Consider the following 23412-nt stretch of genomic DNA (forward strand, 5'->3'; position numbering starts at 1 on the left):
TACTTCCACAAAATCCAGGTACAAGCAGCTCCCAAGGGTACTGTAAACAGTACGCTGAACTCGTGGTACTCCATGAGTACATACTGGGCTAAGGGTGTGTTTTCTTTGAGCCAAGCGCGGGCACCACCAAAATCCATTCCAGCTCGGTATCGCATGTAAGCCCAGTTACCAGAAGCGATCGCCAAAAACGCGAGCAACGTTGACCAAAAAGTTAGGGTACGCATTTGGGGCAGGATATGACTGACGCCCCTGAGTAAAGGAAATGCTAAATGCCCTGCATAGACAGCCACGATTGTTGCCAGTAAAGCTCCACAGCCATGAATCGTACCCATCCATCGCTGCCAGGGACTGGGATGCAATAGGTTGAAGAACGGCAAAAAGAGAAACAACCCCGCAGATAGAATGCTGAGTCCATAGACACAGACTTGGGCGATATCTAGTTGCTTAGGGAAATCGCGTGAAACAGTCACTGGTGACTCTTGCACCCTTGGAATCCTCCTTGTGTAAAGTACTGTGAACAACAACGATTAACAAATTGATAAAATTTCGCATTAATCGTTGTAAATTTCTCGTAAGAAGTTATGGCACTTGACTCGTAAAAAATACGAATTTGTTAATCTTTTAGCGATTTATCGGCCTTAAAAAGCTAAAATCGACAAAGAATGGCTTAAGACTAGATGTTCTAGCCTTTATTACTCAAAAAAGAGCCTATTCTTCCGCTAAGCCACTACAGCACTGCCAAGCTGAAAATCGGCAGTCTTAGGTGACTACTGCAATTCATTTGCAAAAAAAGCATAGTAATTTACGAGTGTGTTGTCAATCTCTTGCAATCAGTTTTCAATATTGCTTTTATATCAGCCTCCCAGAAGGGAGCTGTGGAGAGAAGCATAGAGGGAGATGGCTAAGTCTCGGATGATCACTGGGCTGCGATCGCGCAAAGGCTGCCCCTTTGGGGCAATCGCCTTGAAGGGACAGTACACTATGAGCGATCGCATGTTAGCGTAGCGAAACGAAGTCTAACGCACAAGCCAAGCCCATCGTACTCTCTTCGTAGCGGCTGAAGCAGGAGTGAGAGCAGCGAATCATACGTCGCTTTTGTTGCCTTGACCGCTCATTTCCAGCCAACGTGGTGAGAATCAGGCTGACGGAGAATGCCACGGGAAGTTCATACCCTAGTCATGGCAATTTCATATCCAGCGTATAGATTTCCGAACAATTGCGTCTAAGAACTATAAATGAGAACAAAAAATCTGCTCAAAGCTCTGACTATCTGTGCCATCCTATCCTCACTGGCTGCCTGTTCCAACAACAAGAGTGCTGAATCCAGTTCCCCGAATAATTCACCAATCCAGGCTTCCCCAAGCGCCACCAGTTCCCCAAAAGCCCAGGAAACCGCTAAGGGAACAAAGATTAACGTTACGGCGAAGGAAATGGTGTTTCAACTCTCGTCAGCGACAGCTCCCGCTGGGCCTGTTGAATTTGTCGTGAAAAATGAAGGTAAAAAGCCACACGAGTTTGTAGTCCTGAAAAACGACCTTCCCAATAAAAAACTCCCACTCAAGGGAGGAAGTCTGGATGAAGACGCGAAAGGACTCAAGAACTTGGGTGAAATTAGCGAAAGTAAGCTCACAAGTGGAGCAACACAGACTCTCCAGCTCACTCTCACGCCAGGGCGCTACTTACTGGTGTGCAATTTACCCGGACACTTCCAGGCGGGTATGAAAACTGAGTTTACAGTTAAATAATCTGTTGCACATGAGGCTTGCAACTCAATCAGTAGTAGATTGATTCTGGGCTGGGCGGCAAGGCGGCAAGCCCGTCCAGACTATATAAATTAAATGTTTAGCCTCCCGGAATTTAGGTTGTCAGCGTTGAAGTTGATAAGGGAATCGCGAGTCCAGTCGTCCTTGGATTTCCTAACTCTGACTGTAATCGCTAAGTAAAACTGACTAAACCTTAAAAGTCCGCTAAACCATTGACTCATGCTCCAGCAACCCAATCATCCCGATCGCGAAGATGAAGTTCTGAGGCTCTATTATGAAGACCTTGCTTCAGAATATGATCGCTCCCGTTTCAACAATAGCTATGGTCGTTACATTCACAGCCAGGAGCGGGCAATTTTAAGCCGTTGGCTGGGTAGCTCCGAAACACAATCTGTACTCGATCTAGCCTGTGGAACGGGGAGATTTCTCTCTTTTGCGACAGCAGGACTTGATTTAAGCCCCAAGATGATTGAAGTTGCCAGAGCTAAATATCCGGATAAACAATTTATACAAGCCTCAGCTTCCAATATTCCCATTGAGTCGGGTCAGTATGATGCTGTTTTTTCCCTACATCTTTTCATGCACTTAAGCCAAGCTAAAATTCAGGCTATTGTGGATGAATGTTATCGAATACTCCGTCCCAATGGAATGTTAATCTTCGATATTCCCTCCGCTTTACGTCGGAAGCTTATTTCTTATAAGACGGAAGACTGGCATGGAGCCACTTCTTTTTCCCTGAAGGATATTCATCAGATCTGTACCGGAAAATGGCAGGTAAAAGAATTAGTTGGCGTTAATTTCCTCCCCATTCATCGGTTCCCTCACGTAACTCGTCCTCTTTTGCTGCCTGTAGATAAAGTTTTAAGTCACAGCTTTCTCAAATTAGTGTCCTCTTATTACTTCGTTAAACTCATCAAGCTCTGAGCTAGAATCCAATCTCCTATCCTCCGAATCTACCCTAAAGATTTATTTCCTAGAAAAGGGAATGAAGTTGGATTGAGATTGAAGGTCAATCATTGAGCCATTTCGTAAATATTGGGCATGAAAAAGCTAATTCCATCTGAATTAAAATTACACTTGAAATTGTTCCAAAGATATCATTTAGATTGGGTGAATAATCAACGAGATAAGTTTGTCAATTTTCATCCAATCAATGACGAAGAGAAAAAATTATTCCAACCGAAAATTAGTATCTTCCAAGCCATCAAGCAAACCCAGCATTCGGAAAATAAAAAACACAACTTAAACCTAGCGATCGCAAGGATTCAAGATGTAGCGATAAAGCCGGGTGAAATTTTCTCCTTTTGGCATCTCGTGGGAAAACCTGACCGAGCAAGAGGTTATCGAGAAGGGCGATCGCTAGTAGCTAATCAACTGAAAGCTGAAGTGGGTGGTGGATTATGTCAACTATCAGGACTGCTCTATTTATTAACCTTAAAAGCTGGGCTTACTACACTAGAAAGACATGCCCATTCTCATGATATTTATACAGAGTCAACCCGATTCGCACCTTTAGGCTCTGATGCGACTGTTGTTTATGGGTATAAAGATTTTAGATTCCAAAATAACTTATTGATTCCTGTCTGTTTCCGGTTTAGTATGCACGAAGAAGAAATCAGGGCAGCTTTATGTTCACCTCAACCTATTCCTGAATATAGAATTGAATTTAAGGTAGAAGAGTTTGACGGTGGAGCTAAAGTAGATACAGTTCGTTTCGTTCCAAAAAATCCTACGTTTGAAGTCATCAATACCACAACTTATGAAAAATTAACATGAAATTCTCATCCTGCTAGCTAAATCTTGTCTGCCAACTCCTGTAAAGACGAAAAACTCAACCCTCAAATCTTCTTCTCTCTCTGTGCCTATGTGATTAGTTAAAAATAGACTTACAAAACACCCGCAAAAGTTGAAATTAATTCATTAGCGCCATTGCAACAGGTGCATCTCTAAGTTGACAATAGGGACGACTATAACTCAAAGGTGACTCTAAAGCGTGCTGCTCCAAAAATTCTGGATTACTCATGACTTGCTCAGTTTTCCCATCGAATACAATTTCTCCCTGACTTAAAACAACCGTGCGATCGCACAGTTCCAAAGCCAAATCCAAATCGTGCGTTGCAATCAGTTGCGTTAACGGCAAACTGTGCAATAAATTAATTAACTGACGACGAGAACGGGGGTCTAATTGAGCAGAAGGCTCATCAAAAACTAACACCTGCGGCTTCATCGCTAAAACACCCGCGATCGCAATTCGTTTCTTCTCCCCCCCTGATAAATTATCTGTATTGCGTTGACCATAGTAATCCGGGTCAATACCAACCGCTGCCATCGCTTGGCAAACGCGATCAATTAGTTTTTCATCTCGCAAACCCTGATTCATCGAGCCAAACGCTACATCGTCCCAAACCGTAGGCATAAAGAGCTGATCATCGGGGTTTTGAAAGACTAACCCCACAAAATTCCGAATCTCTCGTAAATTCTCCTGCGTGACAGACCATTCTCCAACCGTCACCGTTCCTTCCTGGGGCAGAATGAGTCCATTTAAGTGGAGTTGTAAGGTAGACTTTCCCGAACCATTAGCTCCAATTAAGGCTACCCTTTCATTAGCTTTGATTGAAAGATTAATACCCCTTAAAGCATGAGTGCCATCCGGGTAAATATAGCTAAGGTTTTCAATTGCGATCGGATTATGATGCATGAGGCTTTTGAACGTAAGAATTGTGCTTTGGAGGTATAAAATGCTGTTTGGAGTGAGAGCTTCAGTGTGGTCTACAACCTGAACATAGCTCCTTATTTCGCTATTGCTACACGAGGGTATGCCGTCCCGTTAATAGCGGGAACCTTCTGCCGACATTAAAGGTAAACCGCTTGCCCCAACAGTATCCAAATACTAGTTATAGTCAAAGCCATGACATCCAGTCGTCCACCGGATGGTACTTTTTCGACAATCGGCACGCCTTGATAACCCCGTGCCTGCATCGCTTGATAAACTCGCTCTCCCCGTTCATAGGTGCGGATGAACAGAGAACCCATCATATTGCCAATGACTCGGCGCTGCCATCGATTGTTAGCACTCAAATTGCGAGACGCTGCCGCCCGCCGCATGGCGTTAAACTCTTCAAGTAAGACATTGATGTAGCGATACATAGATGCCAAAATCGCGACTAACAAGGGAGGAATTCGCAGCGCAATTAAGGCATTTAGCAATGCTGGAATGGAAGTGGTTAGGGTTAATACATTCAGCATCATCAGGGAGAGTAAGGCTTTGAGCGTAACACTCCCCAACACCGTTAACCCCACGCTTGTAATCTTCAGCACACCCCAAGACCAAAGTACCTCGCCGCCCTCTCTAAATAACGTGCCCAACAGCACAACTCCAACAAACGCAAACTCAACGGCGATGCGCTTGAGCAAAACGGGTAGAGTCACCCGACTCAGCAAAATAATACTTAGCACACCTAAGCCATAAATTGCCCAAGTCCACCACCGTCCATTGGGCGTGAGTGCGATCGTAAATACCATGAGCAGCGTACACAAAAGTCGGGTACGGGGGGCTAATAAGTGCCATAGCGTCGTTTGCTTGCTATTAATATCGAGATGAAACGCCCCTATGTGCAGCAACATTCACTTAAGTCCTAACTAATCGAGTGGTTGATCTGAAGGTTCTGAATCAGGGGATGCCTGCTCATCCTTAGATGATGAACCCGAACCTCGAACAACCAGTTTGCCGATTCCCCAAGCTAAGCCAAACGTTGCTAAGGTTCCAGCTAAACCTGCTAAAGGAGTCGCCACAGCTTCGGGTACGCCTTTAAGGGCATACTCATCAAAAATATGAGCAAAAGGCAACTTCCTGGCTGGTGCATCTTCCGCTGCCTTGTGGTCAAACTTTAAATCTTGGGAAACGCGGTCTAAGCCATCGGGGTTTTTGCTAGCAAAGGGAGAGAGGAAAACTGCAATCAGCAGGGCTACACCTAAGCCAGCAATGAAAAAAGCACGGTTGCGCGAGGGCGAAAGGTTCTCACTCATATCCGTTTAATCCCTATCTAATTTATACAAAGTCTTTAACGCTGCACGAGCGATTGCCTACGGCACCAGCTTCGCTGAACGCGAATCCGATGCTCTCCGCTTACGGGGCGGATTGTAGAGCATATCAGGTCGAGTCCGCCAAATAAAACTCACCGTTACCAACGTAATCAGCGCTTCTCCAATCCCAATCAGCAAGTGCCAGAAGGCCATTGCCGACATCGCCACTGCAAAGGGTACGGTTCCGGATAGGGCAATTTGCACGGCACATAAAATTGAAGCGATAAAAACACTTGTCCAAGCCGCAACGGCTGTACCAACCGCCATTCCCTTCCAGGTATCACGACCCAAACCCTGACGAATCGTGCGATAGAGATAGTATCCGCAAAATGTGCCAATCAGTCCCATGTTGGTGATGTTGGCTCCTAGCACCGTGAGGCCACCATCTTGGAACACAACCGCTTGCACAATAAATACGACCGCCATCACCAGTGAACCCGCCCAAGGGCCTAACAAGACTCCCGCTAACGTTCCACCCAAGAGGTGACCGGAGGTGCCGCCGGGAATGGGGAAATTAATCATTTGTGCAGCAAAGATAAAGGCAGCGCATACCCCCATCAAGGGTACAGCTCGTTCTTGGTATTCTGCCTGTGCTCGATTTAGAGAGAGTGCAATCAGAGCGATCGCAATCACCCAAGTAACTAAACTAATGGGTAAGTTCAAGAAGCCATCTGGAATGTGCATGGCTAACTGCGGCTGTATCATCCAATGCAGCAATCCGTTGGATGAGAGGCTGTGCAGCGCAACTATAACCATGATAAAAAACTGTCCTTGGCAGCCAGATTCTTCAGTAAACGTAACCCTCTAATAGAACCTGTCCTGCCTCTAAAATGCAATCCCGTAGGGGGGGATTTTGAGCAAAATCTAGATAATTTCTTTAGAATTGACGATTTTATTCCATTATGCCTTGAGAGAGAGGTTTTATTCCATAAATCTTTGTAATACGCTCAATCAGTCACTCAAGTACCATGCTGGAGCTAAGCGATCGCAGGCTAGCGCACTAGTAGTTCGCCACATATTAAAACTTACGCAACTGGCTATCCTATCCGCGAAATGTAGGGGCAAGGATGCAAGAGCCCCAATGAAGATGGTGTATTCAGCCAGAAAACAACTAAGTCTGTTTTGAAACAGGGGGAAGAGTCTTTGATTGTTTGTTGTGGGCGTCAGCTCATGGGGGTCTTGCATTTAACGCGCGATCGCTCTTTTCAGGCAAACTCAGGGCTATAAGAGCTGGAGTTGCAATACTCTTGAGCCGAGAGGAGCTGCCAATTCCCATTACCAACTAGCTGTAAGACATTCTCGTGATATTGCACCAAGGTGGGGCGGTGACCAACACTAATAAAAGTAGTTCCTGTTTCTTTGAGTAACTGATAGAGACGTTTCTCGTTACCCACATCCAACGCACTGGTGGCTTCATCCAAAATGGCATAGCGGGGTTTAGTGAGCAGCAACCTGGCAAAGGCTAATCGTTGTTGTTCTCCTAGAGATAAAACATCAGCCCATTCCAACTCCACATCAAACCCACCCACTCGTTCGGATAAATGGGCAAGATTGACCTGTTCGAGTGCCTCTTGCAGTTGTTTGTCGGTTACTTCACTGCTGGTAGTGGGATACAACAACTGGCTGCGTAGATTCCCTAAAATCATGTAGGGACGTTGGGGCAAAAACAGCATTTCCTCTGATTTGGGGCGGATAATGCAACCCGTACCCGCATTCCACAATCCTGCGATCGCTCGCATTAACGAACTCTTCCCCGCGCCCGAAGGCCCCACTACCAGGACTCCTTCAGTGTGCGGCACCTTACAGGATAAATCTTTGACTAGGGTTCGTTCATAGTGAGGCGTCTCCAAGGTAACGTGCTGGAGGGCTAGATAGTCATCTTCCAGAATATTAATCGTGGGTACTCCTAGCTGGGGTGCTGCCTTTTGCTTGGAGAGTACCGCGTCAAACGTCCCCAAACGATTAATCTCAGCCGTAAAATTACTCAGCAGCTCAAAGCTATCCACAATAAACCCAAGAGCAGCCAAAATTGAAACGAAAGCCCCAGCAGCTTGAGTTATCTGCCCGAAGTCTATTTGACCTGAGAAGTAGCGAGGAGCCAGAAATATTATAGGTAAATTGGTAAATATCATCTCGGTTCCTTTTGTAAAAAACATCAGGTTCCGTTGCAAGTCAATAGTACTTTTAAAGTTATCAAGCACCTCACTAAATCGTTTTATAACTGTGGCGTTCTCACGGCTTTCTCCTCGATAAAAGGCAATTGACTCACTATTGTCTCGGATATGGACTAAGCTATAGCGAAAGTTAGCTTCTCGTTGCAACTGCCTGAACTTCAGTTTACTCAGTCTCTTACCTATTAATAGAGTAATTGCCGTTCTCAGAAACGCCAAAATAATTACAACTATAGCTAGAGTCTTATCAATCGAGAACAGAATTCCGCTAAAAGAAAGTATTGTGACGCTGTGGGTCAGCAGGAGTCCCGAAAGATCGATATTTTGCCTGATAAAAGTATTCAGGTCTTCAGCTATACGCTGATCTGGGTTATCAATCTTGTCATTTAACTTAATTTTGTAAAATGCCTGATTGCTGAAATATTTATTCAAAAAATGATTCGTCAACCACCTGCGCCAGTGAAGTTGTAACAAATTTTGGCTATATAAGAAAAAGGTCATGGCTGGTGTAAACAAGGCAAAGGAAGCCAATAACATCAGCGCATTATTATAAAAATTTGATGTTTGCTTTTCCGTGACGGCAGTCATCAAATCTCGCAGAATAAAGCTTTGAACTACATTGAAGACATTGAAGCTCAGCATCAGCACCATGACCAGTGCAAACAGACACCTTGCGCCCCATTTCTCTTCTGAAAAAAAGTAGGGTTTTACGAGCAGCACAAACTGTCTTGAATACGACTTAAATCGATTCATTTTGTCCTATTGGAATCTAGGGTGGGTAAAACTTGCTTTAGATGATTTCAGGGGTTGGTTTTTCTAACCCATCTGGCTTTCTCAGGGCTCTTTTTGGTGCTTGTGATCGCTCCCCGAACTACCATGCATCAGCCTGATTCCCCCGTCAGTTTTTCTCATTAACTAAACGCTAATGAGAATTATCTTGTGGAAGAATCATAGCCCTGAAGATGGTTTCAGGATTTAGTCGGAAAAGTCAGACGGCCATCTTTTGCAAAACCTATCTAAAGATAGATGACAAATTGAATACAGTTCATACAGCTTAGCCAGCCTACTATTGCAGCGTCAAGTAATATAAAGGAGATAAGTATAGATAAACACAAAAATGTGAAGACGCAATGAAGAAGTCGGCGTTTCAACGCAGTGAAGCATTCTCAGGATTTAGGGGGCGTCCAAAACCTCACAACGGCCTTTAATCTCATCACAAATAGATTGAGCAGCAGGGTAATCATTAACACCTTACGAACTTCAGAGCGGTTGTCTTGCACCACAGATCCCACCCCATTGAATTAATATCCCTAGCATTTAATTTAATCTTTAAAATGCCTGAAACATCCTTCTGTTGAGGGATGAGACTTCTCTTGTATTCTCAAAATTGGGGGACTTGTTGAGAGTATTTTTAATAATGATGTACCGATAAGTCCGATTGTCTGGTAAATTTTTCCAGGAACTCATTTACAACTTCTTGCATTAAACTTCTACTATTAAGATTTATCGCTTATGAATCCCACGTCGCTAAAACTCAATCTTGTTGAAGGTTCTGTTTCGTTTGCATTCACGGCTGATGCAGCACAAGATTTACAGCAAGCGATCGCTCAATTGATGCAAAGCCTGAAAGCCGCTACCCAGTCAGTAGGAGGCGGCGGCAAACCCACTCCCCAAAAACCAATGGAGTACCGATATTCCGGGGATGTCTTTCTGGAAATTTTCTGCAATCCCAACATCTGGCCGAGTCCTTTTGCGGCAAAAGTGCTAATCACACTCCGAGATGATCGCATCCGCCTGACTACAGAAGCTGAGTTGACTCGCGTGATTGAGGATGTAAACCAGTACTTAGAGCAAGTCGGCTGACGACTCTAGCTGGAACATAGGTTGAAGGTGACTCGGCAATGCCCACCTTACGATAAGAGTTCAGGGATACTAATCACCTTCTCCTCTTAGCCATTCATCAAAAACGATAGATTATAAACGAAGTGATTCGATCAACCGGACTGGATACTTAGATGAACTCCAACAATCTCCTAGATTTACTACAAACTGGATTTCGTGTCTCGTTGGGGGCAACAACATCCCTTGTCGAAACGCTTGGCGACTCTCAAAAGCGTGAAGAAAGTTTGTCTCAGCTGAGGTTAGAGTTAAGTCAACGGGTAACTGAGTGGGCTCAGAAAGGAGCAATAACTGAGCAAGAAGCCCGGAGCTTTATTGAGCAGATATGGAGGCAGCAAAGTGATCCAGGGCGTTCGTCAGCCACAGAAACATCGAACGAGATGTTTACTGCACCACCGACAACCGCCGCCTCACCCAATGCGCAGTTGGAAATAGAAGAACTAACGGCGCAGATTGCTGCTATCCGAACTGAGTTAGAGAAGTTGCGTAACTCTGGCTCAGATAGTTAGACTTGCGCTCAGTTGGTCAGTATTTAGCTAAAACCACAAAAACACAGCGCCAAACCCTACAGGTTATGGCGCTACATGCATTATGGTAGTTATAAGCAAGTTCAATACCCCCACGTACTCAATAGCTCCCACATTCGGGGGATTAAAACTGGCTAAGAGTATCGCCTTAGGCTTGAGTTAAACATGAACTCTCCGTTGAGGTAGATACTGGGAAAAGGCCAGAAGAATTAACAAACAGAAGGAGAAAAACAACAAGGGCGTCAACCCTAGCTTTTTACCGAGGAGTCGAATAGGGAACACTTGTCTAGATTGGGGCTAGATTGGGGCAGTCCTAAAAGTCTTTCTGATTATGCTTAGCTACTAAAAGATTTGCCAAGGACTAGGCCGCTATTCCTTGTTATAAGTTTGCCTTCTCCTTCTTATAAAAAAAATTAATCATTGTCCCATTCTTCAGAACCGATCAAATCGCCAATGCGGTCTCTGAGCAAAAAGTCGCAGCGCTCTAGCTCACACTCTACACAAACCCACTCCCGTGCGGGAATGTACTGGCAAAGGACGTAGATAGGCTGCTGGCGGCTAATGATTCCTTTTTCCACTAGATGACGGGCTTCGTCTTGGATGACATTGATCGAGTACTGGATAGTTGGTGTAGAAGGCACGGTGTTGATACTCATGGGTAATAGGCAGGGAAATAACAAAGCTACGATTAAATATAATCGAATATTCGCTAGCGTGAAAATAAATTTCGTTCCGTATAGAAAGTTACGAATAAATTCTCTTTTTGAATAAGAATCGCAAAAGATTAAGAACAAGTAAAGAAAGGACGACCTCTCTCAGGGATGAAATTTAGGCTCCATAAGCTTTATAGCCAACTAGCCTACCGTACCTACCATCTGAGAGCGTACAAAATAATTTTAAAATCTTAACAAGACTTAAATAAACTGGGTACAGTATTAATCTGGGGAGTGATTACGGAACAATACTTCAAGAGCGATCGCTTGAGCCTGGGGCATCTGCCCATATGAAAACACATAGGGTGTAGTCGGTGGCAGGTCAGGCAAAAGCTGCTCTAAGGCATAAGGGCTGCCATAGATTATGAGAGCTTGTAAATTATTGTTTCTTAGGAGTGTCTTAAACCATTGTTCTGCGGCTGGTAATAGTCCAGTACTACCCCGAAACGGATTACCCCGAAGGAATAATTGTACCAAAGTCGCTCGGCTAGCAATGGGATGATCGACCTCTTTGAGTAGCTTCGGGGTATGACAGTCAACGAGTTGAAGCTCGTAGCCCAATTTTTGAGGAATTGTGACTGCTGGGGCATTCCCACCTAAAAAGTCACAAGTTAATAGATCATCCACAACAATCAGGTTACATAGCTGGCGAGTGTGTTTGTCGGTGGGGTCTAGTGACAGAGGTAGGGAACCACCCACTAGCTGAGAATCTTGCAGAATTCTCGCCGCTGTATGGAGGGTAGTGGAGGGAATTTTTGCCCAATCTTGGAGTTGTTGCGACCTAAGGGCGAGTTCTCCAGCACTCCCTCCCAACAAAATCACGCCCCCAAGGCCCAACTCTTGCAACCAATATTGCAACTGCCGCGCTGGAGGTTCCCAAGCTGGTACTGAATTTGGTGATCGAACAGGTAGCCAGACGCCTGCACCACGATCATCTGTGCGACCTGTTCTTCAAGAGAGAGGTCTTTGAAGTCCGGTAGTGGTTTCAGTGCAGGCTTCAATCTTCTGCCTCAGGGATATCGTCTTCCAGATCCTTGCTCTGACGCTCTTCGCTAAGCTGATTGAGGAGTGACAACATCTGATCGCCTCGTTCTAACCCTCGATCTTCTATAAAGATGACTTCTGGTGTTCGGCGTAGGCGAATCCGTTGACCCAATGCGCGGCGGACATAACCTGTGGCTGACTTTAACCCAGCCATTGTCTGAGCCCTTGCTTCATCGGTGCCATAGATAGACACATAAATTTTGGCGTGCTGGAGGTCGCCAGAAACGTCCACATAGGTAACGCTAACCATACCAGCCCCCACTCGGTCATCTTTGATTTCGTGGAGTACCATTTGGCTGACTTCCTGTTGAATCAGCGAGGCAACGCGAGAAACACGGCGACTTGTAGGCATAACGCCCCCTTTGTTACAGTACAGACAGTCGCTTCCAACCAGCTATAGAAGTTGATCCGACCAATTTTTACAGGTATTCAATTCGTGTAACGTCCGCCCAAAGGGAGATTAGGGGGTTAGCGCTTTCCTCTAGCTTTTGAGTAATGTAGACTGCCTTAATTTAAACCGGGTTCAACCCTAGCATAGCGCGGAGGGTGAAGGCAATGAAACAGAAGCCTCCGATCAGAAGACCGATCAAGGCGATCGCTGTGAGAGGTCGTGAAAATAAAGGCTTCAGTCGCTCAAACAAAAAGAAGAAGATCCCTAAGGTGATGGTGACAAAGTAGCGGGCGTAACGAGAAACGTTTACGAAAAAATCCTTCATTTTCTTGAAAAAGTTTACTATCTTATTTTTTAGTGGTACCACCTGTTGGCGTGATCGACAAGCCAACAGGTTACTGGAGTGGTTTGCAGTCACAGCCGCCATTGTAGCGGTAGTCTTCCTGCATACAGAGTCGATCTACCGAAGTCAGTATTACCTAAAAGCCATATTACTGTCTATTATCTTTTTGCTTGAAACTTGCATCAATCATGGAATGCAAAAACTTAAGCCAATCAGCCCTTGAACCAAGACTAAATTTTAACGCCCTAAAAAAAGGAGAGTTTTATAATTCAAAACCTCCACTTTATTTAATTAGATTTGCTTTTCTTACAAAGCCATAAATCGTAATAAGTAGATTCTTCTCTCCGGTCATAATTTGACAAGAAAGTATTTTTAAACTCTTGATTAAATACTTGACGATGATTAAAGTAATTATCGAGCTGGAAGGGGGAACCACCTTTAGGAATTAACCATAACTTGATTTGGCATGATTTTAGGGCTTTCAAGGTCTCATTCGGAATTTTCTTCCCTAAGTATTCTGCATCCATCACAGAAACCGCATCAATTAAGTAAGGATTTCCCTCGTAGACTAAAAGGGGTCGATAATAAGTTAAATCATAATCTCCTCCATAACCCATTCCAATAGTAAAACCAGGATACATTTTGATTATTTCCTGAATTTCCTGGGCAGGCTCATTATTGTATTTATTCGCTAGATGAATGAGGTGGATTTCGTTTAATACTCCCCTCAATGCAGTCACTGTCAATAACGCCAAGACCAAGCTGATATAGGCGCAATAATAATACTTGTTTATTTTTCGAGCTCTCGTAGCTTGGTTGAGATTGATGATTAATTTCAATACTAACGCAAAACTATAATAAACTAAAGGTAAAAATGGAATTAAATGGTTCATTCCTGCACCTGCTTTTGAACCTATAAATGCTACAATAACAAGACTTGTTAAAAGAGAAAGTAAAAATATATTATGTTTTTTTATAAAAATATAAAAATCATTTTTATGATAATTTGCCAAATAAACTAATATCAATACTACAGGAGCAAACAAGTATATAGACCAGACTATATTTCCCTTGAATAGAGTAAATGAAATGCCCTGCTTGCCAAACTCACTGAGCCAGAGGATATAGTTTTTGAGAGATACTTGTTGCAGAGAAATAAACGGAGCCATAGCCAGAATTGAAGACCCCAGGACTGAGACTAATGTGGCGTAAATTCCATGCCGAAAATATAACAAAATATAAATAGGTAAAAAATAAAGAACGCCGTGTATTTTTAAATTGATACTAATACCTACTGACAAAGTAATTAATAAAATAGCTATCGGAGAATTCGTTCTAACCACTGCAAACAAAGCTAGGGCTACAAACATCAGAAGGAAAGAATCACTTCTATTCCAGAAAGTGGCTGCTGCAAAATAAACATAAATTGCAATAAAATTTAAACTTATATAAGCTAAGCAAAAAGTTGATATTTTAGAACCAACCAAGTTTTTTAAAGTATAAAATATTAGCAGAAGACTCAGACCACCTGCCAAAATACCACCAATTTTTGCCGAAAATATACTTGGATTAAATAAATTCAAAAAAAATCCGTTAATAATATATAGCGTTGGGCCATAAGGTATAGTGTATCGCTCAGCCGATTGTAATTCATGATATATAGGCTTGCCTATTTGAAACAGCCAAGAAACAGTTGCTATATTAGCCTCGGCATGATCGAAGAAATTGCTATGTGTAGCGTATATGATTAACACAAATATGTAATTTATAATTATTCCATAAGAAGCAATTAGACTAATTTTTAAATTAGGGATAGGCAATCTTCTTGGAAGCAAGTTATAGGTTGAAATTGAGATTAATAAATAAATAAAGGCTATTGATAAGTAGACATACAAAATTGAAGAATATAGTAGTTCATGCGATAAATTCGTTAATAATTCCATGCTATTCAATAGATTTAAGATGTTTATTGGATGTATAAGCAGCTGCTATTAAACTTAGATTGTAAAATAATTTATTCTTATTTTATAGATGGTTATTAGCCCAAATTATAAAATGGGTTAAGTTATGCACGGCAATTAAATTTGGATTACAATCTACTTGTTTTGTTAGCCAATTAATGGCTCCCTTTTTCATCCCTTCCCCATCAATTAATACAACAGTAGGAGAGGGATAGCAGGTTTGTATATTTAGATTGAGATAGGGGAGCTTTTCATCCACTGAACCACCAGCTTGTTGCCATTTGCACTCAATAATCATACCGCTGGGAATGGCTACAGAATTAAAAATGTAAAAATCTACGTAAATAGCTGTTCCATAAATCCCAGAACCGATATAAACCTGTTTGGCATATCGTTTGGGTAGCTCATTTGAGTAGAAAAGCCAATCTCGTCGCCGTTTTTTAGGCAAATCTCGACAGATGTCGATATACCCATGTACTTGTAAAATTGTTTCAACAGTTTTTTCTAAAACATTCCCAGAAACGACGGCTCTACCACCCGGATTCATGGTTCTTTCTGAGTAAGAGGGCGAGAATCTAGAAAAAGATTACCTCTATCAGGACTCTTTTTCTAGTTTTTAGTCTTCAAAACTTACGGTTCGCTCATTTTTTATGAGGTTAGAGAAACAATAAGTTGTCATCAGTAGAGGACTTAAGTGCGCACTCTACCCTGTTGGGTTATTCTACCGAAGCCAGTCATCTCTCCTGGGAGCCGTCCAATCTTGTAGATGTTTTAGTGGAGCGTCAAAGTAGATTTGAGGGGTAAATGTTAAGATACTTTTCCCTTGTCCTCCTTGCCTCCTGCTGAGTCGTTAATAGTACGTAAATACTATACTGATAGCGTATCGACTTCGTTATATAGGCTATAGGATGAAAATATGTGCGGAAGATTTAGTCAGAGCCAGCCAGCAGATGCGATCGCTCAGGCATTTCAGGTGGCGGTTCCTTCCCTAACACCTCGCTACAATATTGCGCCTACTCAGTCGGTTGCTACGGTTTTGCAAACTCCGGAACACAATGACAGGCAGTTTAAGCTGTTATATTGGGGTCTGATCCCGAGTTGGGCGAAAGACCCAAAAATGGGGGCAAGGCTAATCAATGCCAGAGCAGAAACAGTGGCTGAGAAACCAGCATTTCGGAGTGCATTCCGACAGCGGCGCTGCCTGGTACTAGCAGATGGTTTTTATGAGTGGCAGAAACAGGAGAGCAAAAAACAAAAGCAGCCGTATTATTTCCGTCTCAAGGATGCGCGTCCGTTTGCTTTTGCTGGTTTGTGGGAACGTTGGCAAGATGGCGATAATGAGACAATTGAGTCTTGCACTCTTCTGACGACAGAAGCGAATGAGTTGATGTGCCCTATCCACGACCGAATGCCGGTGATTCTTGACCCAATGCACTATGATTTGTGGCTTAACCCAGAGGTGAAAAAGCGGGAGTTCTTGGAGCCTTTGTTGCATCCCTACCCAACAGGAGAAATGGCGGCTTACCCGGTTAGTCAAACAGTGAACAAGCCCACTAATGATCGTGCGGAGTGTATCGAGAGCATTAAAATCCCATTAGGACAATAGAGGGAGAGGGCGTGCCAATGACTAAACTCCCTACGTCTATACTTCCTTGAACAATGGAGCGGGAGAGCGGTAGAGAGAGTAAGCTGTATGCATCTAACTGGAGCTTAATTAATAACGTCTTTTGTTTTTGTAGCGAGACATTCTCTTAAGCTGCTTTTGTCTGGCAATTGCTTTGCGCTTGCGTTTTTGAATAGGCGTTTCAAAGTGACGATGCTTCTTCATATCCGGAAAAATTTCCGCTTTGGAAACTTCTCGCTTAAATCGACGTAAGGTTGTCTCAATCCCTTCGTGTTCGCCTCTGATCACTTGGGCCATCCTGTTTCCTCCTCTGATTGAGTTAATGATTAGCAAGAGTCGTGCGTGAGCAATCAAGCAAAGCAGTCGTCAGCAAAAAAGGGCAGACAGAGAGTCTGCCCTTCAGACTTTAGAGTTCCATTTTTACTCTCAACCCTTAGTAGCGTCGAGAAGATTTGAAGTTGTTTGACCGACTACCACCACCGAAGGGTTTGTTCTCTTCACGAGGCTTAGCTTTATTTACCTTAAGATTTCGCCCCATCCACTCGGCACCATCCAGAGCCTCGATCGCAGCCGTTTCTTCATCGGATGTTCCCATTTCTACAAAAGCAAAACCCCGCTTACGACCCGTTTCTCGGTCTTTAGGCAAAGTAACATTACTTACAGTTCCGTACTCGGCGAACACTTCTCTTATGTCCTCTTCCGTGACATCATAGGAGAGGTTGCCGACATAGATTGACATAGAGCAGCTCCGAAATCAGAGGGTGTAGAGAGTTAGATCCGGAGACAGGTTTGCATCTGATAAAAACAAACTATTCAACCGAATATAATCCTTGAGTTTAGATTATAGCAGGATTTAGCAAATCTTGCAACTCATATCGATTTTTGGGCGCAAATTTTTAACAGGTTCACCCAATTGGGTGAACCAACTGTACGAGGGCAATTGGAGCTGTTGTCAGCCAGCCTAGTTATAGACACAATTCATATCCCAATCACGACAGTGCGATCGCTCAAGAACTATGCCTTGTCTAACAGTAATTGGACAGGCAAAATGTTCATTGCGATCGCTTTTCATGGAAAGATTAACTTTGCTCCCCCTACGAACTTGTAACACCCTTTACTAAAAACAACATAATTCGTAATTATTAATTTGTAATTCGTAATTAAAGGCAGGTTAGAATCCCTGACCTCTACAGGCTGCCCAGGTTCAATCGGAGATGACCAGAGACGTGGGTAAGGATGAGGAAGGTATCAATCCTCATCGGAACGTTAATTACGAATTACCAATTACCAACTACGAATTTTTAAGATACCGTTTTGATCGAGGCATAGCGCTGGTCTAGCCACGCCAAATTTGCTGTAACACGTCTTCAGGTTTGATATCGGCGACCCGCTGAGTTGGAGATTGAATGCCAACGCAGTGTTCACTTTGGGGTAGCCGCTTTTTCGCCTCTGTCGCACCAAACAGAGCGATCATATAAGTGCCGACTGCGGCGGCTAAATGCATAGGCGCGCTATCGGTAGAGATCATTAAATTAGCGCCAGCAATCATGGCTGCCAATTTTCCGATATCCCCTGGTGAGGTGATTTTCAAATCAGGATAGGATTGCAGCATGGCAGCTGCAAATTGAGTGTCTTCAGAGCCTTTAAGCATCACAATGGGCAAATCCGGCTGCTTTTGTTGGATATCTGCCAAAATCTGTCGCCATTTCTCAACCGGGTAGACTTGTTCCGTGCCTTTCTCCTGAGCCTGTTGGGTTGAACCGCCATGAATGAGAATGTATCCACTTTCGGCGATTCCCAGCCGTTGCTGCTCGCGTTCTGCCCATTCAATATCTTGTTTGGGAACGCTGAGGGCTAGGTCTGGACAGGGGGAGTTGATTTCTAACCCTTGTAGCAGGTCGTGGTACCGATAAGCCGCATACTGCTCCGTTTTTAGGGGCACAGTCTTGGTCAGAAACCACTTTCCAGCATTATCTTCGTAGCCAATTCGCGTTGGAATGCCAGACATCCAGAGCAACAGCTCTATCGACCCTCGCTGTGCCAGTGACAGGGCTACATCATACTCGCGATCGCGGATGATTCCCAACAAGTTGCCAAAATCCGCCAGACCGTTACGGTCTTTGAAATCAAAGGTCAAAACTTCATCAACAGACTTACAAACCCGATACGCCCCCTTTGCTCGCGGTTCCACAATGACATCAATCTCGGCTGTGGGGTAGTACACTCGAAGGTCATCGAGGGTCGGAAAGAATAGAATTTGGTCGTCAATTCCCCCAGGGACAAGGGCTAATATTCTCATCTCAATTGATTGAGCTTATTGATCAGCTTAATTTTAAGGGAGTGGATACCGAAAAGAGGAAGATCGTGCATTTAATAATTCCAGCAGCAGGGATGGGTCGGCGTATGGGTAGCGATCGCAATAAGCTTCTGTTGACCCTGATGGGTAAACCTCTACTCGCTTGGACTCTCCTGGCAGCAGAGGCGGCAGATGGCATTACCTGGCTCGGCATTGTGGGGCAACCGACTGACCAGTCTGACTTTCAGCAAATTCTGAGGGAGCTTTCTCTCTCAAAACCTGTGCAGTTGATTCAAGGAGGAGAAACTCGTCAGGAATCCGTCTATAACGGCTTGCAAGCCTTACCACCCGACGCAGAACGGGTATTGATTCACGATGGTGCCAGATGTTTAGCCACCCCCCAACTCCTGAATCGGTGTGCCGCCGTGCTACTAGATTGTCCAGGTTTAGTTGCGGCTGTACCTGTGAAGGACACGATTAAAGTTGTCGATCAAACGGGCGTAATTCAAGATACACCCGATCGCAAGAACTTGTGGGCAGCGCAGACACCTCAGGGATTCGATGTACAGTTGCTCAAACAGTGCCATGACAAAGGGCGTACTTTGGGATGGGAAGTCACTGATGATGCGGCTTTGTTTGAACGGTGCAAGTTGCCCGTAAGAATTGTGGAAGGGGAGGAGACGAATCTAAAGGTGACAACGCCAGTGGATTTAGCGATCGCGGAATTTATCCTCCGTCAACGCTTAGGATTGTAATGTTCGAGGAGAGACAACAATGTTGAAAAAATTACAGTACTTCTGGCAATTAAGTTATCAAAGAAGCCCTCAAGAGAATTTAGAAGCATTACGCAATAAGTTAACTGCCAAATCACATAAAAATAAGCAACGAGTGGCAGATACTCAGCGGATTCATGAAGCCAATGCAGTAATTCCTGATTTATGGAACATACCCCCGTATCAAGAGTTTATTGCCCACCAAATTCAAACTCATAAACAACCCATTGTGTTGCTGGGCAAGTTAGAAAAAATCAAGGGTTTAAGCGAAATTTTACTCAATAAAAACATTCAGGTAAAAACTTTAGAATGGGATTGGCAAGAGCAGATAAATCTCAATGGCTTACCAGAAGAATCACAGCTTGTTATTTGCCACATTCCCTTGAGTGAATACCAATGGAAGGTTATTCAGCAACTAAAAGAGAGTTATTTCAATCGCTTGACCAGTATTTATGAGCTAGTTTTGCCGTTTACTCTACTCCCTATGGCTCAATCCTCCCTCGATTATTACGTGAAAAATTTGACAGAAATTACCACTTATTATCTCGGAGAGACTTATTTTAGACCTATTGATAAGTTAAATGATGTCTTTCCGTTAGCCGAAAAAAAGGTGATCGAGTTCGGTCCTTTAGAGGGATGCCTGACAGCCGGATTAGTAAAATTAGGCGTTAAGAATTTAACTTGTATAGAAGCTAGAGCGGAAAATGCTATCAAAACCTTAATTGCTTGCTATTCATTTAGCTGGAAGAATGTCGAGTTGGTAATGGATGATTTTCATAATGTCAATCATCTCAAGTACGGAACTTACGATTTAGTTTTTGCTCATGGCGTATACTACCACAGTTTAGCTCCTTTTTTGTTTTTGGAAAATTTATGCTCCTTGTCGGAGAATATTTTTATTGGCGGCTTTTGTGCTACAGATGAGCTGCCTGAAGGAGATTACGAAATACTAGAGTACGATGGCGGAAAATATCGGACAAAAATTCATAAAGAAGTAGATTATTTCACATCGGGCATTAACCCAATCGGTTATTTCTTCCATAAAGATGATTTGATGAAATTTTTTAAGAAGCGTAACTATGAGGTAATTGTCATTTCTGATGAAGATGCGGAAATTGCGGCGGGCAATTACTTACGATTTTTGGCTCGTAAAAAATGAACGTTTTCTTGTGTCATCTTCAATGATGCAAGAGATCGCCTTGTGATTTGTTCCTCTACCATAAAAAATCTCATGCAAATTCACCAACGCCACCCCTGGCCTATCACCGTTGAAGAAGCGATCGCCATCCAAAATCAACTGCAACCGGAGGTGATTACCGAAGACCAGTTGGGAGAGGTGCAGTATGTGGCTGGGGTGGATGTTGGGTTTGAGGATAACTATGCCATCTCGCGGGCGGCAGTGGCGGTGTTAAGTTTTCCTGACTTGCAGTTGGTGGAACAAGCGATCGCACGACGCCCTACGACCTTTCCCTATATTCCGGGGTTCCTCTCCTTCCGCGAAGTGCCGGTTGTGATCGATGCTCTAGAACAAGTCAGTACAATACCCGATTTAATCTTGTGTGATGGTCAAGGTATAGCTCATCCTCGCCGCTTTGGTCTAGCCTGCCATTTGGGGGTACTGACAGACATGCCGACGATTGGGGTTGCTAAGTCCTTGTTGATTGGCAAACATGACGAGTTGCCCGTAGAAAAAGGGAGTTGGCAACCGTTGCGGTATAAGGGAGGGATTGTTGGGGCGGTTTTGCGATCGCGTACTGGCGTCAGACCCCTTTACGTCTCTTTGGGGCATCGAATTAGTTTAGACACGGCGATTGACTATACGTTGCGCTGTATAACCAAATATCGATTGCCGGAAACAACTCGCTGGGCGGATAAACTGGCATCAAATCGGTAGCGCTCAGCTTGACCGATATCGTAGGCAATGGGAGTACTCATCCGGAGCTATTCCAGGAAGTCTCACATTACGTTCCGTGCCAGACAATGGTCAACCTTGTGTTTTACTAGCCAGAATCGTAATGAGAATTCTAAAGTTATCAGTTGGAATTCTGATTAGAAGGTTCAAAATTCAGGGTTATGTGTGAATTAACTTTAGAGTGGCTCCAAGCTGGTCAACTCAGACGAGAAACGATTCGTCACCCACAGCTTAGTAAGTCTCCGGGAACGGTTCGGCTTGGTCGCAATCCAGAGGAGTGTGACATCGTGTTGAGTGACCCCACTGTATCGGGGCTACATGTTGAAATCTTTTTTACTCCTTCATCCCAAACTTTTTTCCTGCGGAACCTCCGTCATACTAATCCCCCCGTTGTAGATGACAGACAAATTGTCGCAGCGGAGGTACCTTTAAGGCAGGGTAGCATGATTGCTTTGGGACAACTTGAACTGAAAGTCGTCGAGATTTCTCTTGAGAAACCCAACAACGGGATTCCGCGAACCATTTTACTTCCGCCACAACCTCCAGCAGCCGCCAATCAACCCGCACCCGGTACTGTTTCCTATGGTTTGGAGTGCCCCAAATGTCATCGAGTTTCTCCCTATGAACAATTGGAGTGGGGATGTCAATGGTGTGGTACTTCTTTGGCGGCAGCGGCTAGTGTTTTAATGTCGCCTAACAGTAATTAGGGATAGGAAAGCATGAATTCTGCCCCTTTGCGAATTCAGTTGAGTTGGGATAACCCTGCCACCGGAGAGAGACGAGAACCGACGCTGGCTATTCCAATTGCACTGGGGCGCGACTTCAATGCCATGCCAGCTCAAATTCAAGGGCGTCCTGTCTCTCGGATGGTGCTCAATAGTCTTGAGGTTTCTCGCTTCCATGTACTGATTGATACAGACAGTGGCGCGTTAGTTGTCATCGACCAAAACAGCCGCAATGGTACTTTTGTCAATGGCAAGCGTATTGCTACAAATGGACGCACATTGTTGGCTCATGGCGATTCGTTACAAATTGGGCCTTACCAAATTGCGATCGCTTTTGGTGCGAGGACACAACTGTCTGCCGCTTCCAGGAATTCACAGATTGTCTTTAACCCGAATACCGGGTTACCCGATCCGAGTCCACCCCCACCTATCCCGGTGGCAACCACCACCCGTAATTTTCCTCCACCCGTGTTTCAGGCATTGGAAGTGGCTGTACAAGACCTTTATGCTACGGGATTATCGGTGGAAGAAGTCGATTATGCAACCGTTGGAGCAGGATTGGGTAGCTTTGTTTGGGCGGATTTATTGAGAATTTCCGGGGTGAAGAGTTCTCAGATTGCGGCTTTGGGGATTGCTCCACAGCCCTATAGTCGGTATAAGCAGCTTTGCCTCAATTCGCAAATTCCCCTGCATGAGCGATTACGCTCTAATTCAGATTCTTGTCCTGATAATATTTGGGGTTGGCCTAGCTATGCCCTGCGGGAGGCATGGCACAATGCGGTGCGGGGACATTGGGGAACCGCATTCGGCTCTTTGTGGCAGGTGTTTGCGGAACCAACGTTTGCCCAAACCTACACCCCTCGTGCGGAGAATGTGTTTGCTTCCCTGGATCGCGAAGCAAAGCGAATTGGTTGGGAACAGATGTTTCGTTATGGAAGCGTTCGGGCGATTCGTAAGACAACCGATGGGCGTTATGCGATCGCCTATTCCCGAACCACCACCGGATACCGTAACCATGCTTTCTTAGTTGCTCGTTACGTTCACTTAGCAACAGGCTATCCGGCGATTAAGTTTCTCCCCGATTTGCAAGCCTATCGGGAGAAAACCCAGGATTTTAAGTCAGTGGTGAATGCTTACGAACCCCATGACCACGTTTATCAATATTTGGAACAATATGGCGGTACGGT

Annotated in this window: 27 protein-coding genes and 2 pseudogenes; 12 read left to right on the forward strand and 17 right to left on the reverse strand. The window is 44.2% G+C overall.

The window, feature by feature from the left end; genetic code table 11:
- Window positions 1–485, reverse strand: a 485-nt coding sequence (locus V6C93_RS19650) for a hypothetical protein (RefSeq protein ID WP_333478360.1), incomplete at its 3' end; no start/stop codon positions are given.
- Between the two features lie 750 nt (window positions 486–1235).
- Here V6C93_RS19650 and V6C93_RS19655 point away from each other — a divergent pair.
- From V6C93_RS19655 to V6C93_RS19665, 3 genes are all read left to right on the forward strand, one after another.
- Window positions 1236–1745, forward strand: a complete 510-nt coding sequence (locus tag V6C93_RS19655; RefSeq protein ID WP_333478361.1) for a cupredoxin domain-containing protein — start codon at window positions 1236–1238, stop codon at window positions 1743–1745.
- 237 nt (window positions 1746–1982) lie between these two features.
- Window positions 1983–2687, forward strand: a complete 705-nt coding sequence (locus V6C93_RS19660) for a class I SAM-dependent methyltransferase (RefSeq protein WP_333478362.1) — start codon at window positions 1983–1985, stop codon at window positions 2685–2687.
- 117 nt (window positions 2688–2804) lie between these two features.
- Complete coding sequence (locus V6C93_RS19665; protein ID WP_333478363.1) at window positions 2805–3539, forward strand: VanW family protein; 735 nt, start codon at window positions 2805–2807, stop codon at window positions 3537–3539.
- Window positions 3540–3675: 136 nt separating this feature from the next.
- Here the strand turns inward: V6C93_RS19665 and V6C93_RS19670 are convergent, their stop codons facing one another.
- From V6C93_RS19670 to V6C93_RS38360, 6 genes and pseudogenes are all read right to left on the reverse strand, one after another.
- Complete coding sequence (locus tag V6C93_RS19670) at window positions 3676–4461, reverse strand: energy-coupling factor ABC transporter ATP-binding protein (RefSeq protein ID WP_333478364.1); 786 nt, start codon at window positions 4459–4461, stop codon at window positions 3676–3678.
- A gap of 155 nt (window positions 4462–4616) precedes the next feature.
- Window positions 4617–5384, reverse strand: coding sequence for a cobalt ECF transporter T component CbiQ (cbiQ, locus tag V6C93_RS19675; protein ID WP_414644213.1), 768 nt, complete (start codon window positions 5382–5384; stop codon window positions 4617–4619).
- Between the two features lie 18 nt (window positions 5385–5402).
- A complete protein-coding gene (locus V6C93_RS19680) occupies window positions 5403–5789 on the reverse strand; it encodes a PDGLE domain-containing protein (RefSeq protein ID WP_333478366.1) in 387 nt (128 codons plus the stop codon).
- 57 nt (window positions 5790–5846) lie between these two features.
- Window positions 5847–6602, reverse strand: a complete 756-nt coding sequence (gene cbiM, locus V6C93_RS19685) for a cobalt transporter CbiM (RefSeq protein ID WP_333478367.1) — start codon at window positions 6600–6602, stop codon at window positions 5847–5849.
- A gap of 449 nt (window positions 6603–7051) precedes the next feature.
- Complete coding sequence (locus V6C93_RS19690; protein WP_333478368.1) at window positions 7052–8770, reverse strand: ABC transporter ATP-binding protein/permease; 1719 nt, start codon at window positions 8768–8770, stop codon at window positions 7052–7054.
- 428 nt (window positions 8771–9198) lie between these two features.
- Window positions 9199–9300 (reverse strand): annotated as a pseudogene (locus V6C93_RS38360) (cation-efflux pump); the annotation flags it as partial.
- Between the two features lie 229 nt (window positions 9301–9529).
- On the opposite strand from V6C93_RS38360, the gene V6C93_RS19695 reads away from it, so the two are divergent.
- The gene (locus V6C93_RS19695; protein WP_333478369.1) at window positions 9530–9880 is read left to right on the forward strand and encodes a hypothetical protein; all 351 of its coding nucleotides are present in this window, start codon (window positions 9530–9532) and stop codon (window positions 9878–9880) included.
- A gap of 152 nt (window positions 9881–10032) precedes the next feature.
- A complete protein-coding gene (locus tag V6C93_RS19700) occupies window positions 10033–10425 on the forward strand; it encodes a hypothetical protein (protein WP_333478370.1) in 393 nt (130 codons plus the stop codon).
- Window positions 10426–10856: 431 nt separating this feature from the next.
- Here V6C93_RS19700 and V6C93_RS19705 read toward each other — a convergent pair whose 3' ends face one another.
- The 7 genes and pseudogenes from V6C93_RS19705 to V6C93_RS19730 all read right to left on the reverse strand — a co-directional run bounded on the left by V6C93_RS19705 (window position 10857) and on the right by V6C93_RS19730 (window position 15442).
- Window positions 10857–11099 carry a DUF4327 family protein gene (locus V6C93_RS19705; protein WP_333478371.1) on the reverse strand — a complete coding sequence of 81 codons (243 nt, stop codon included), beginning with the start codon at window positions 11097–11099 and terminating at the stop codon, window positions 10857–10859.
- 279 nt (window positions 11100–11378) lie between these two features.
- Complete coding sequence (locus V6C93_RS19710; protein WP_414644214.1) at window positions 11379–11855, reverse strand: hypothetical protein; 477 nt, start codon at window positions 11853–11855, stop codon at window positions 11379–11381.
- Window positions 11856–11903: 48 nt separating this feature from the next.
- A pseudogene (locus V6C93_RS38790) lies at window positions 11904–12091 on the reverse strand (beta-glucosidase); the annotation flags it as partial.
- A gap of 62 nt (window positions 12092–12153) precedes the next feature.
- Complete coding sequence (gene rbfA, locus V6C93_RS19715) at window positions 12154–12552, reverse strand: 30S ribosome-binding factor RbfA (RefSeq protein ID WP_333478373.1); 399 nt, start codon at window positions 12550–12552, stop codon at window positions 12154–12156.
- 160 nt (window positions 12553–12712) lie between these two features.
- Window positions 12713–12916 (reverse strand): DUF751 family protein, encoded by a 204-nt coding sequence (locus V6C93_RS19720; protein WP_333478374.1) that lies wholly within the window; start codon window positions 12914–12916, stop codon window positions 12713–12715.
- A 305-nt stretch (window positions 12917–13221) separates the two neighbouring features.
- The gene (locus V6C93_RS19725) at window positions 13222–14877 is read right to left on the reverse strand and encodes a glycosyltransferase family 39 protein (RefSeq protein WP_333478375.1); all 1656 of its coding nucleotides are present in this window, start codon (window positions 14875–14877) and stop codon (window positions 13222–13224) included.
- Between the two features lie 82 nt (window positions 14878–14959).
- Complete coding sequence (locus V6C93_RS19730; RefSeq protein ID WP_333478376.1) at window positions 14960–15442, reverse strand: PD-(D/E)XK nuclease superfamily protein; 483 nt, start codon at window positions 15440–15442, stop codon at window positions 14960–14962.
- A 369-nt stretch (window positions 15443–15811) separates the two neighbouring features.
- Here V6C93_RS19730 and V6C93_RS19735 point away from each other — a divergent pair, with 369 nt between their 5' ends.
- Window positions 15812–16501 (forward strand): SOS response-associated peptidase, encoded by a 690-nt coding sequence (locus tag V6C93_RS19735; RefSeq protein ID WP_333478377.1) that lies wholly within the window; start codon window positions 15812–15814, stop codon window positions 16499–16501.
- 108 nt (window positions 16502–16609) lie between these two features.
- Here the strand turns inward: V6C93_RS19735 and rpsU are convergent, their stop codons facing one another.
- A complete protein-coding gene (rpsU, locus tag V6C93_RS19740; protein WP_333478378.1) occupies window positions 16610–16816 on the reverse strand; it encodes a 30S ribosomal protein S21 in 207 nt (68 codons plus the stop codon).
- Between the two features lie 136 nt (window positions 16817–16952).
- Window positions 16953–17258 (reverse strand): RNA-binding protein, encoded by a 306-nt coding sequence (locus V6C93_RS19745; protein WP_333478379.1) that lies wholly within the window; start codon window positions 17256–17258, stop codon window positions 16953–16955.
- Window positions 17259–17432: 174 nt separating this feature from the next.
- Here V6C93_RS19745 and V6C93_RS19750 point away from each other — a divergent pair, with 174 nt between their 5' ends.
- A complete protein-coding gene (locus V6C93_RS19750; protein ID WP_333478380.1) occupies window positions 17433–17627 on the forward strand; it encodes a hypothetical protein in 195 nt (64 codons plus the stop codon).
- 228 nt (window positions 17628–17855) lie between these two features.
- Here the strand turns inward: V6C93_RS19750 and V6C93_RS19755 are convergent, their stop codons facing one another.
- On the reverse strand, window positions 17856–18818 hold the full coding sequence (locus tag V6C93_RS19755) for a glycosyltransferase family 9 protein (RefSeq protein ID WP_333478381.1): 963 nt from the start codon (window positions 18816–18818) through the stop codon (window positions 17856–17858).
- Window positions 18819–18883: 65 nt separating this feature from the next.
- On the opposite strand from V6C93_RS19755, the gene ispD reads away from it, so the two are divergent.
- From ispD to V6C93_RS19780, 5 genes are all read left to right on the forward strand, one after another.
- Window positions 18884–19570: a 2-C-methyl-D-erythritol 4-phosphate cytidylyltransferase gene (gene ispD / locus V6C93_RS19760; RefSeq protein ID WP_333478382.1), complete on the forward strand. Its 687-nt coding sequence runs from the start codon at window positions 18884–18886 to the stop codon at window positions 19568–19570.
- A gap of 19 nt (window positions 19571–19589) precedes the next feature.
- Window positions 19590–20747 carry a class I SAM-dependent methyltransferase gene (locus tag V6C93_RS19765; protein WP_333478383.1) on the forward strand — a complete coding sequence of 386 codons (1158 nt, stop codon included), beginning with the start codon at window positions 19590–19592 and terminating at the stop codon, window positions 20745–20747.
- A 72-nt stretch (window positions 20748–20819) separates the two neighbouring features.
- On the forward strand, window positions 20820–21482 hold the full coding sequence (nfi, locus tag V6C93_RS19770; protein ID WP_333478384.1) for a deoxyribonuclease V: 663 nt from the start codon (window positions 20820–20822) through the stop codon (window positions 21480–21482).
- A gap of 179 nt (window positions 21483–21661) precedes the next feature.
- Window positions 21662–22207 (forward strand): FHA domain-containing protein, encoded by a 546-nt coding sequence (locus V6C93_RS19775; RefSeq protein ID WP_333478385.1) that lies wholly within the window; start codon window positions 21662–21664, stop codon window positions 22205–22207.
- Between the two features lie 12 nt (window positions 22208–22219).
- Window positions 22220–23412: FHA domain-containing protein (locus V6C93_RS19780; protein ID WP_333478386.1), on the forward strand; the 1193-nt coding region annotated here is incomplete at its 3' end.

The organism is Allocoleopsis sp., from assembly GCF_036703385.1.
In the GTDB taxonomy this organism is placed as follows: Bacteria; Cyanobacteriota; Cyanobacteriia; order Cyanobacteriales; family Coleofasciculaceae; genus Allocoleopsis.

What these genes read in the sequence shown, in the direction of transcription:
- rpsU (WP_333478378.1), bottom strand. Translation starts at nt 16,816, where the DNA reads ATGGCCCAAGTGATCAGAGGCGAACACGAAGGGATTGAGACAACCTTA.
- V6C93_RS19690 (WP_333478368.1), bottom strand. Translation starts at nt 8,770, where the DNA reads ATGAATCGATTTAAGTCGTATTCAAGACAGTTTGTGCTGCTCGTAAAA.
- rbfA (WP_333478373.1), bottom strand. Translation starts at nt 12,552, where the DNA reads ATGCCTACAAGTCGCCGTGTTTCTCGCGTTGCCTCGCTGATTCAACAG.
- V6C93_RS19705 (WP_333478371.1), bottom strand. Translation starts at nt 11,099, where the DNA reads ATGAGTATCAACACCGTGCCTTCTACACCAACTATCCAGTACTCGATC.
- V6C93_RS19735 (WP_333478377.1), top strand. Translation starts at nt 15,812, where the DNA reads ATGTGCGGAAGATTTAGTCAGAGCCAGCCAGCAGATGCGATCGCTCAG.
- V6C93_RS19745 (WP_333478379.1), bottom strand. Translation starts at nt 17,258, where the DNA reads ATGTCAATCTATGTCGGCAACCTCTCCTATGATGTCACGGAAGAGGAC.
- V6C93_RS19695 (WP_333478369.1), top strand. Translation starts at nt 9,530, where the DNA reads ATGAATCCCACGTCGCTAAAACTCAATCTTGTTGAAGGTTCTGTTTCG.
- V6C93_RS19730 (WP_333478376.1), bottom strand. Translation starts at nt 15,442, where the DNA reads ATGAATCCGGGTGGTAGAGCCGTCGTTTCTGGGAATGTTTTAGAAAAA.
- V6C93_RS19670 (WP_333478364.1), bottom strand. Translation starts at nt 4,461, where the DNA reads ATGCATCATAATCCGATCGCAATTGAAAACCTTAGCTATATTTACCCG.
- V6C93_RS19755 (WP_333478381.1), bottom strand. Translation starts at nt 18,818, where the DNA reads ATGAGAATATTAGCCCTTGTCCCTGGGGGAATTGACGACCAAATTCTA.
- V6C93_RS19765 (WP_333478383.1), top strand. Translation starts at nt 19,590, where the DNA reads ATGTTGAAAAAATTACAGTACTTCTGGCAATTAAGTTATCAAAGAAGC.
- cbiM (WP_333478367.1), bottom strand. Translation starts at nt 6,602, where the DNA reads ATGGTTATAGTTGCGCTGCACAGCCTCTCATCCAACGGATTGCTGCAT.
- V6C93_RS19660 (WP_333478362.1), top strand. Translation starts at nt 1,983, where the DNA reads ATGCTCCAGCAACCCAATCATCCCGATCGCGAAGATGAAGTTCTGAGG.
- V6C93_RS19720 (WP_333478374.1), bottom strand. Translation starts at nt 12,916, where the DNA reads ATGAAGGATTTTTTCGTAAACGTTTCTCGTTACGCCCGCTACTTTGTC.
- V6C93_RS19700 (WP_333478370.1), top strand. Translation starts at nt 10,033, where the DNA reads ATGAACTCCAACAATCTCCTAGATTTACTACAAACTGGATTTCGTGTC.
- V6C93_RS19725 (WP_333478375.1), bottom strand. Translation starts at nt 14,877, where the DNA reads ATGGAATTATTAACGAATTTATCGCATGAACTACTATATTCTTCAATT.
- nfi (WP_333478384.1), top strand. Translation starts at nt 20,820, where the DNA reads ATGCAAATTCACCAACGCCACCCCTGGCCTATCACCGTTGAAGAAGCG.
- V6C93_RS19665 (WP_333478363.1), top strand. Translation starts at nt 2,805, where the DNA reads ATGAAAAAGCTAATTCCATCTGAATTAAAATTACACTTGAAATTGTTC.
- V6C93_RS19655 (WP_333478361.1), top strand. Translation starts at nt 1,236, where the DNA reads ATGAGAACAAAAAATCTGCTCAAAGCTCTGACTATCTGTGCCATCCTA.
- V6C93_RS19775 (WP_333478385.1), top strand. Translation starts at nt 21,662, where the DNA reads ATGTGTGAATTAACTTTAGAGTGGCTCCAAGCTGGTCAACTCAGACGA.
- V6C93_RS19680 (WP_333478366.1), bottom strand. Translation starts at nt 5,789, where the DNA reads ATGAGTGAGAACCTTTCGCCCTCGCGCAACCGTGCTTTTTTCATTGCT.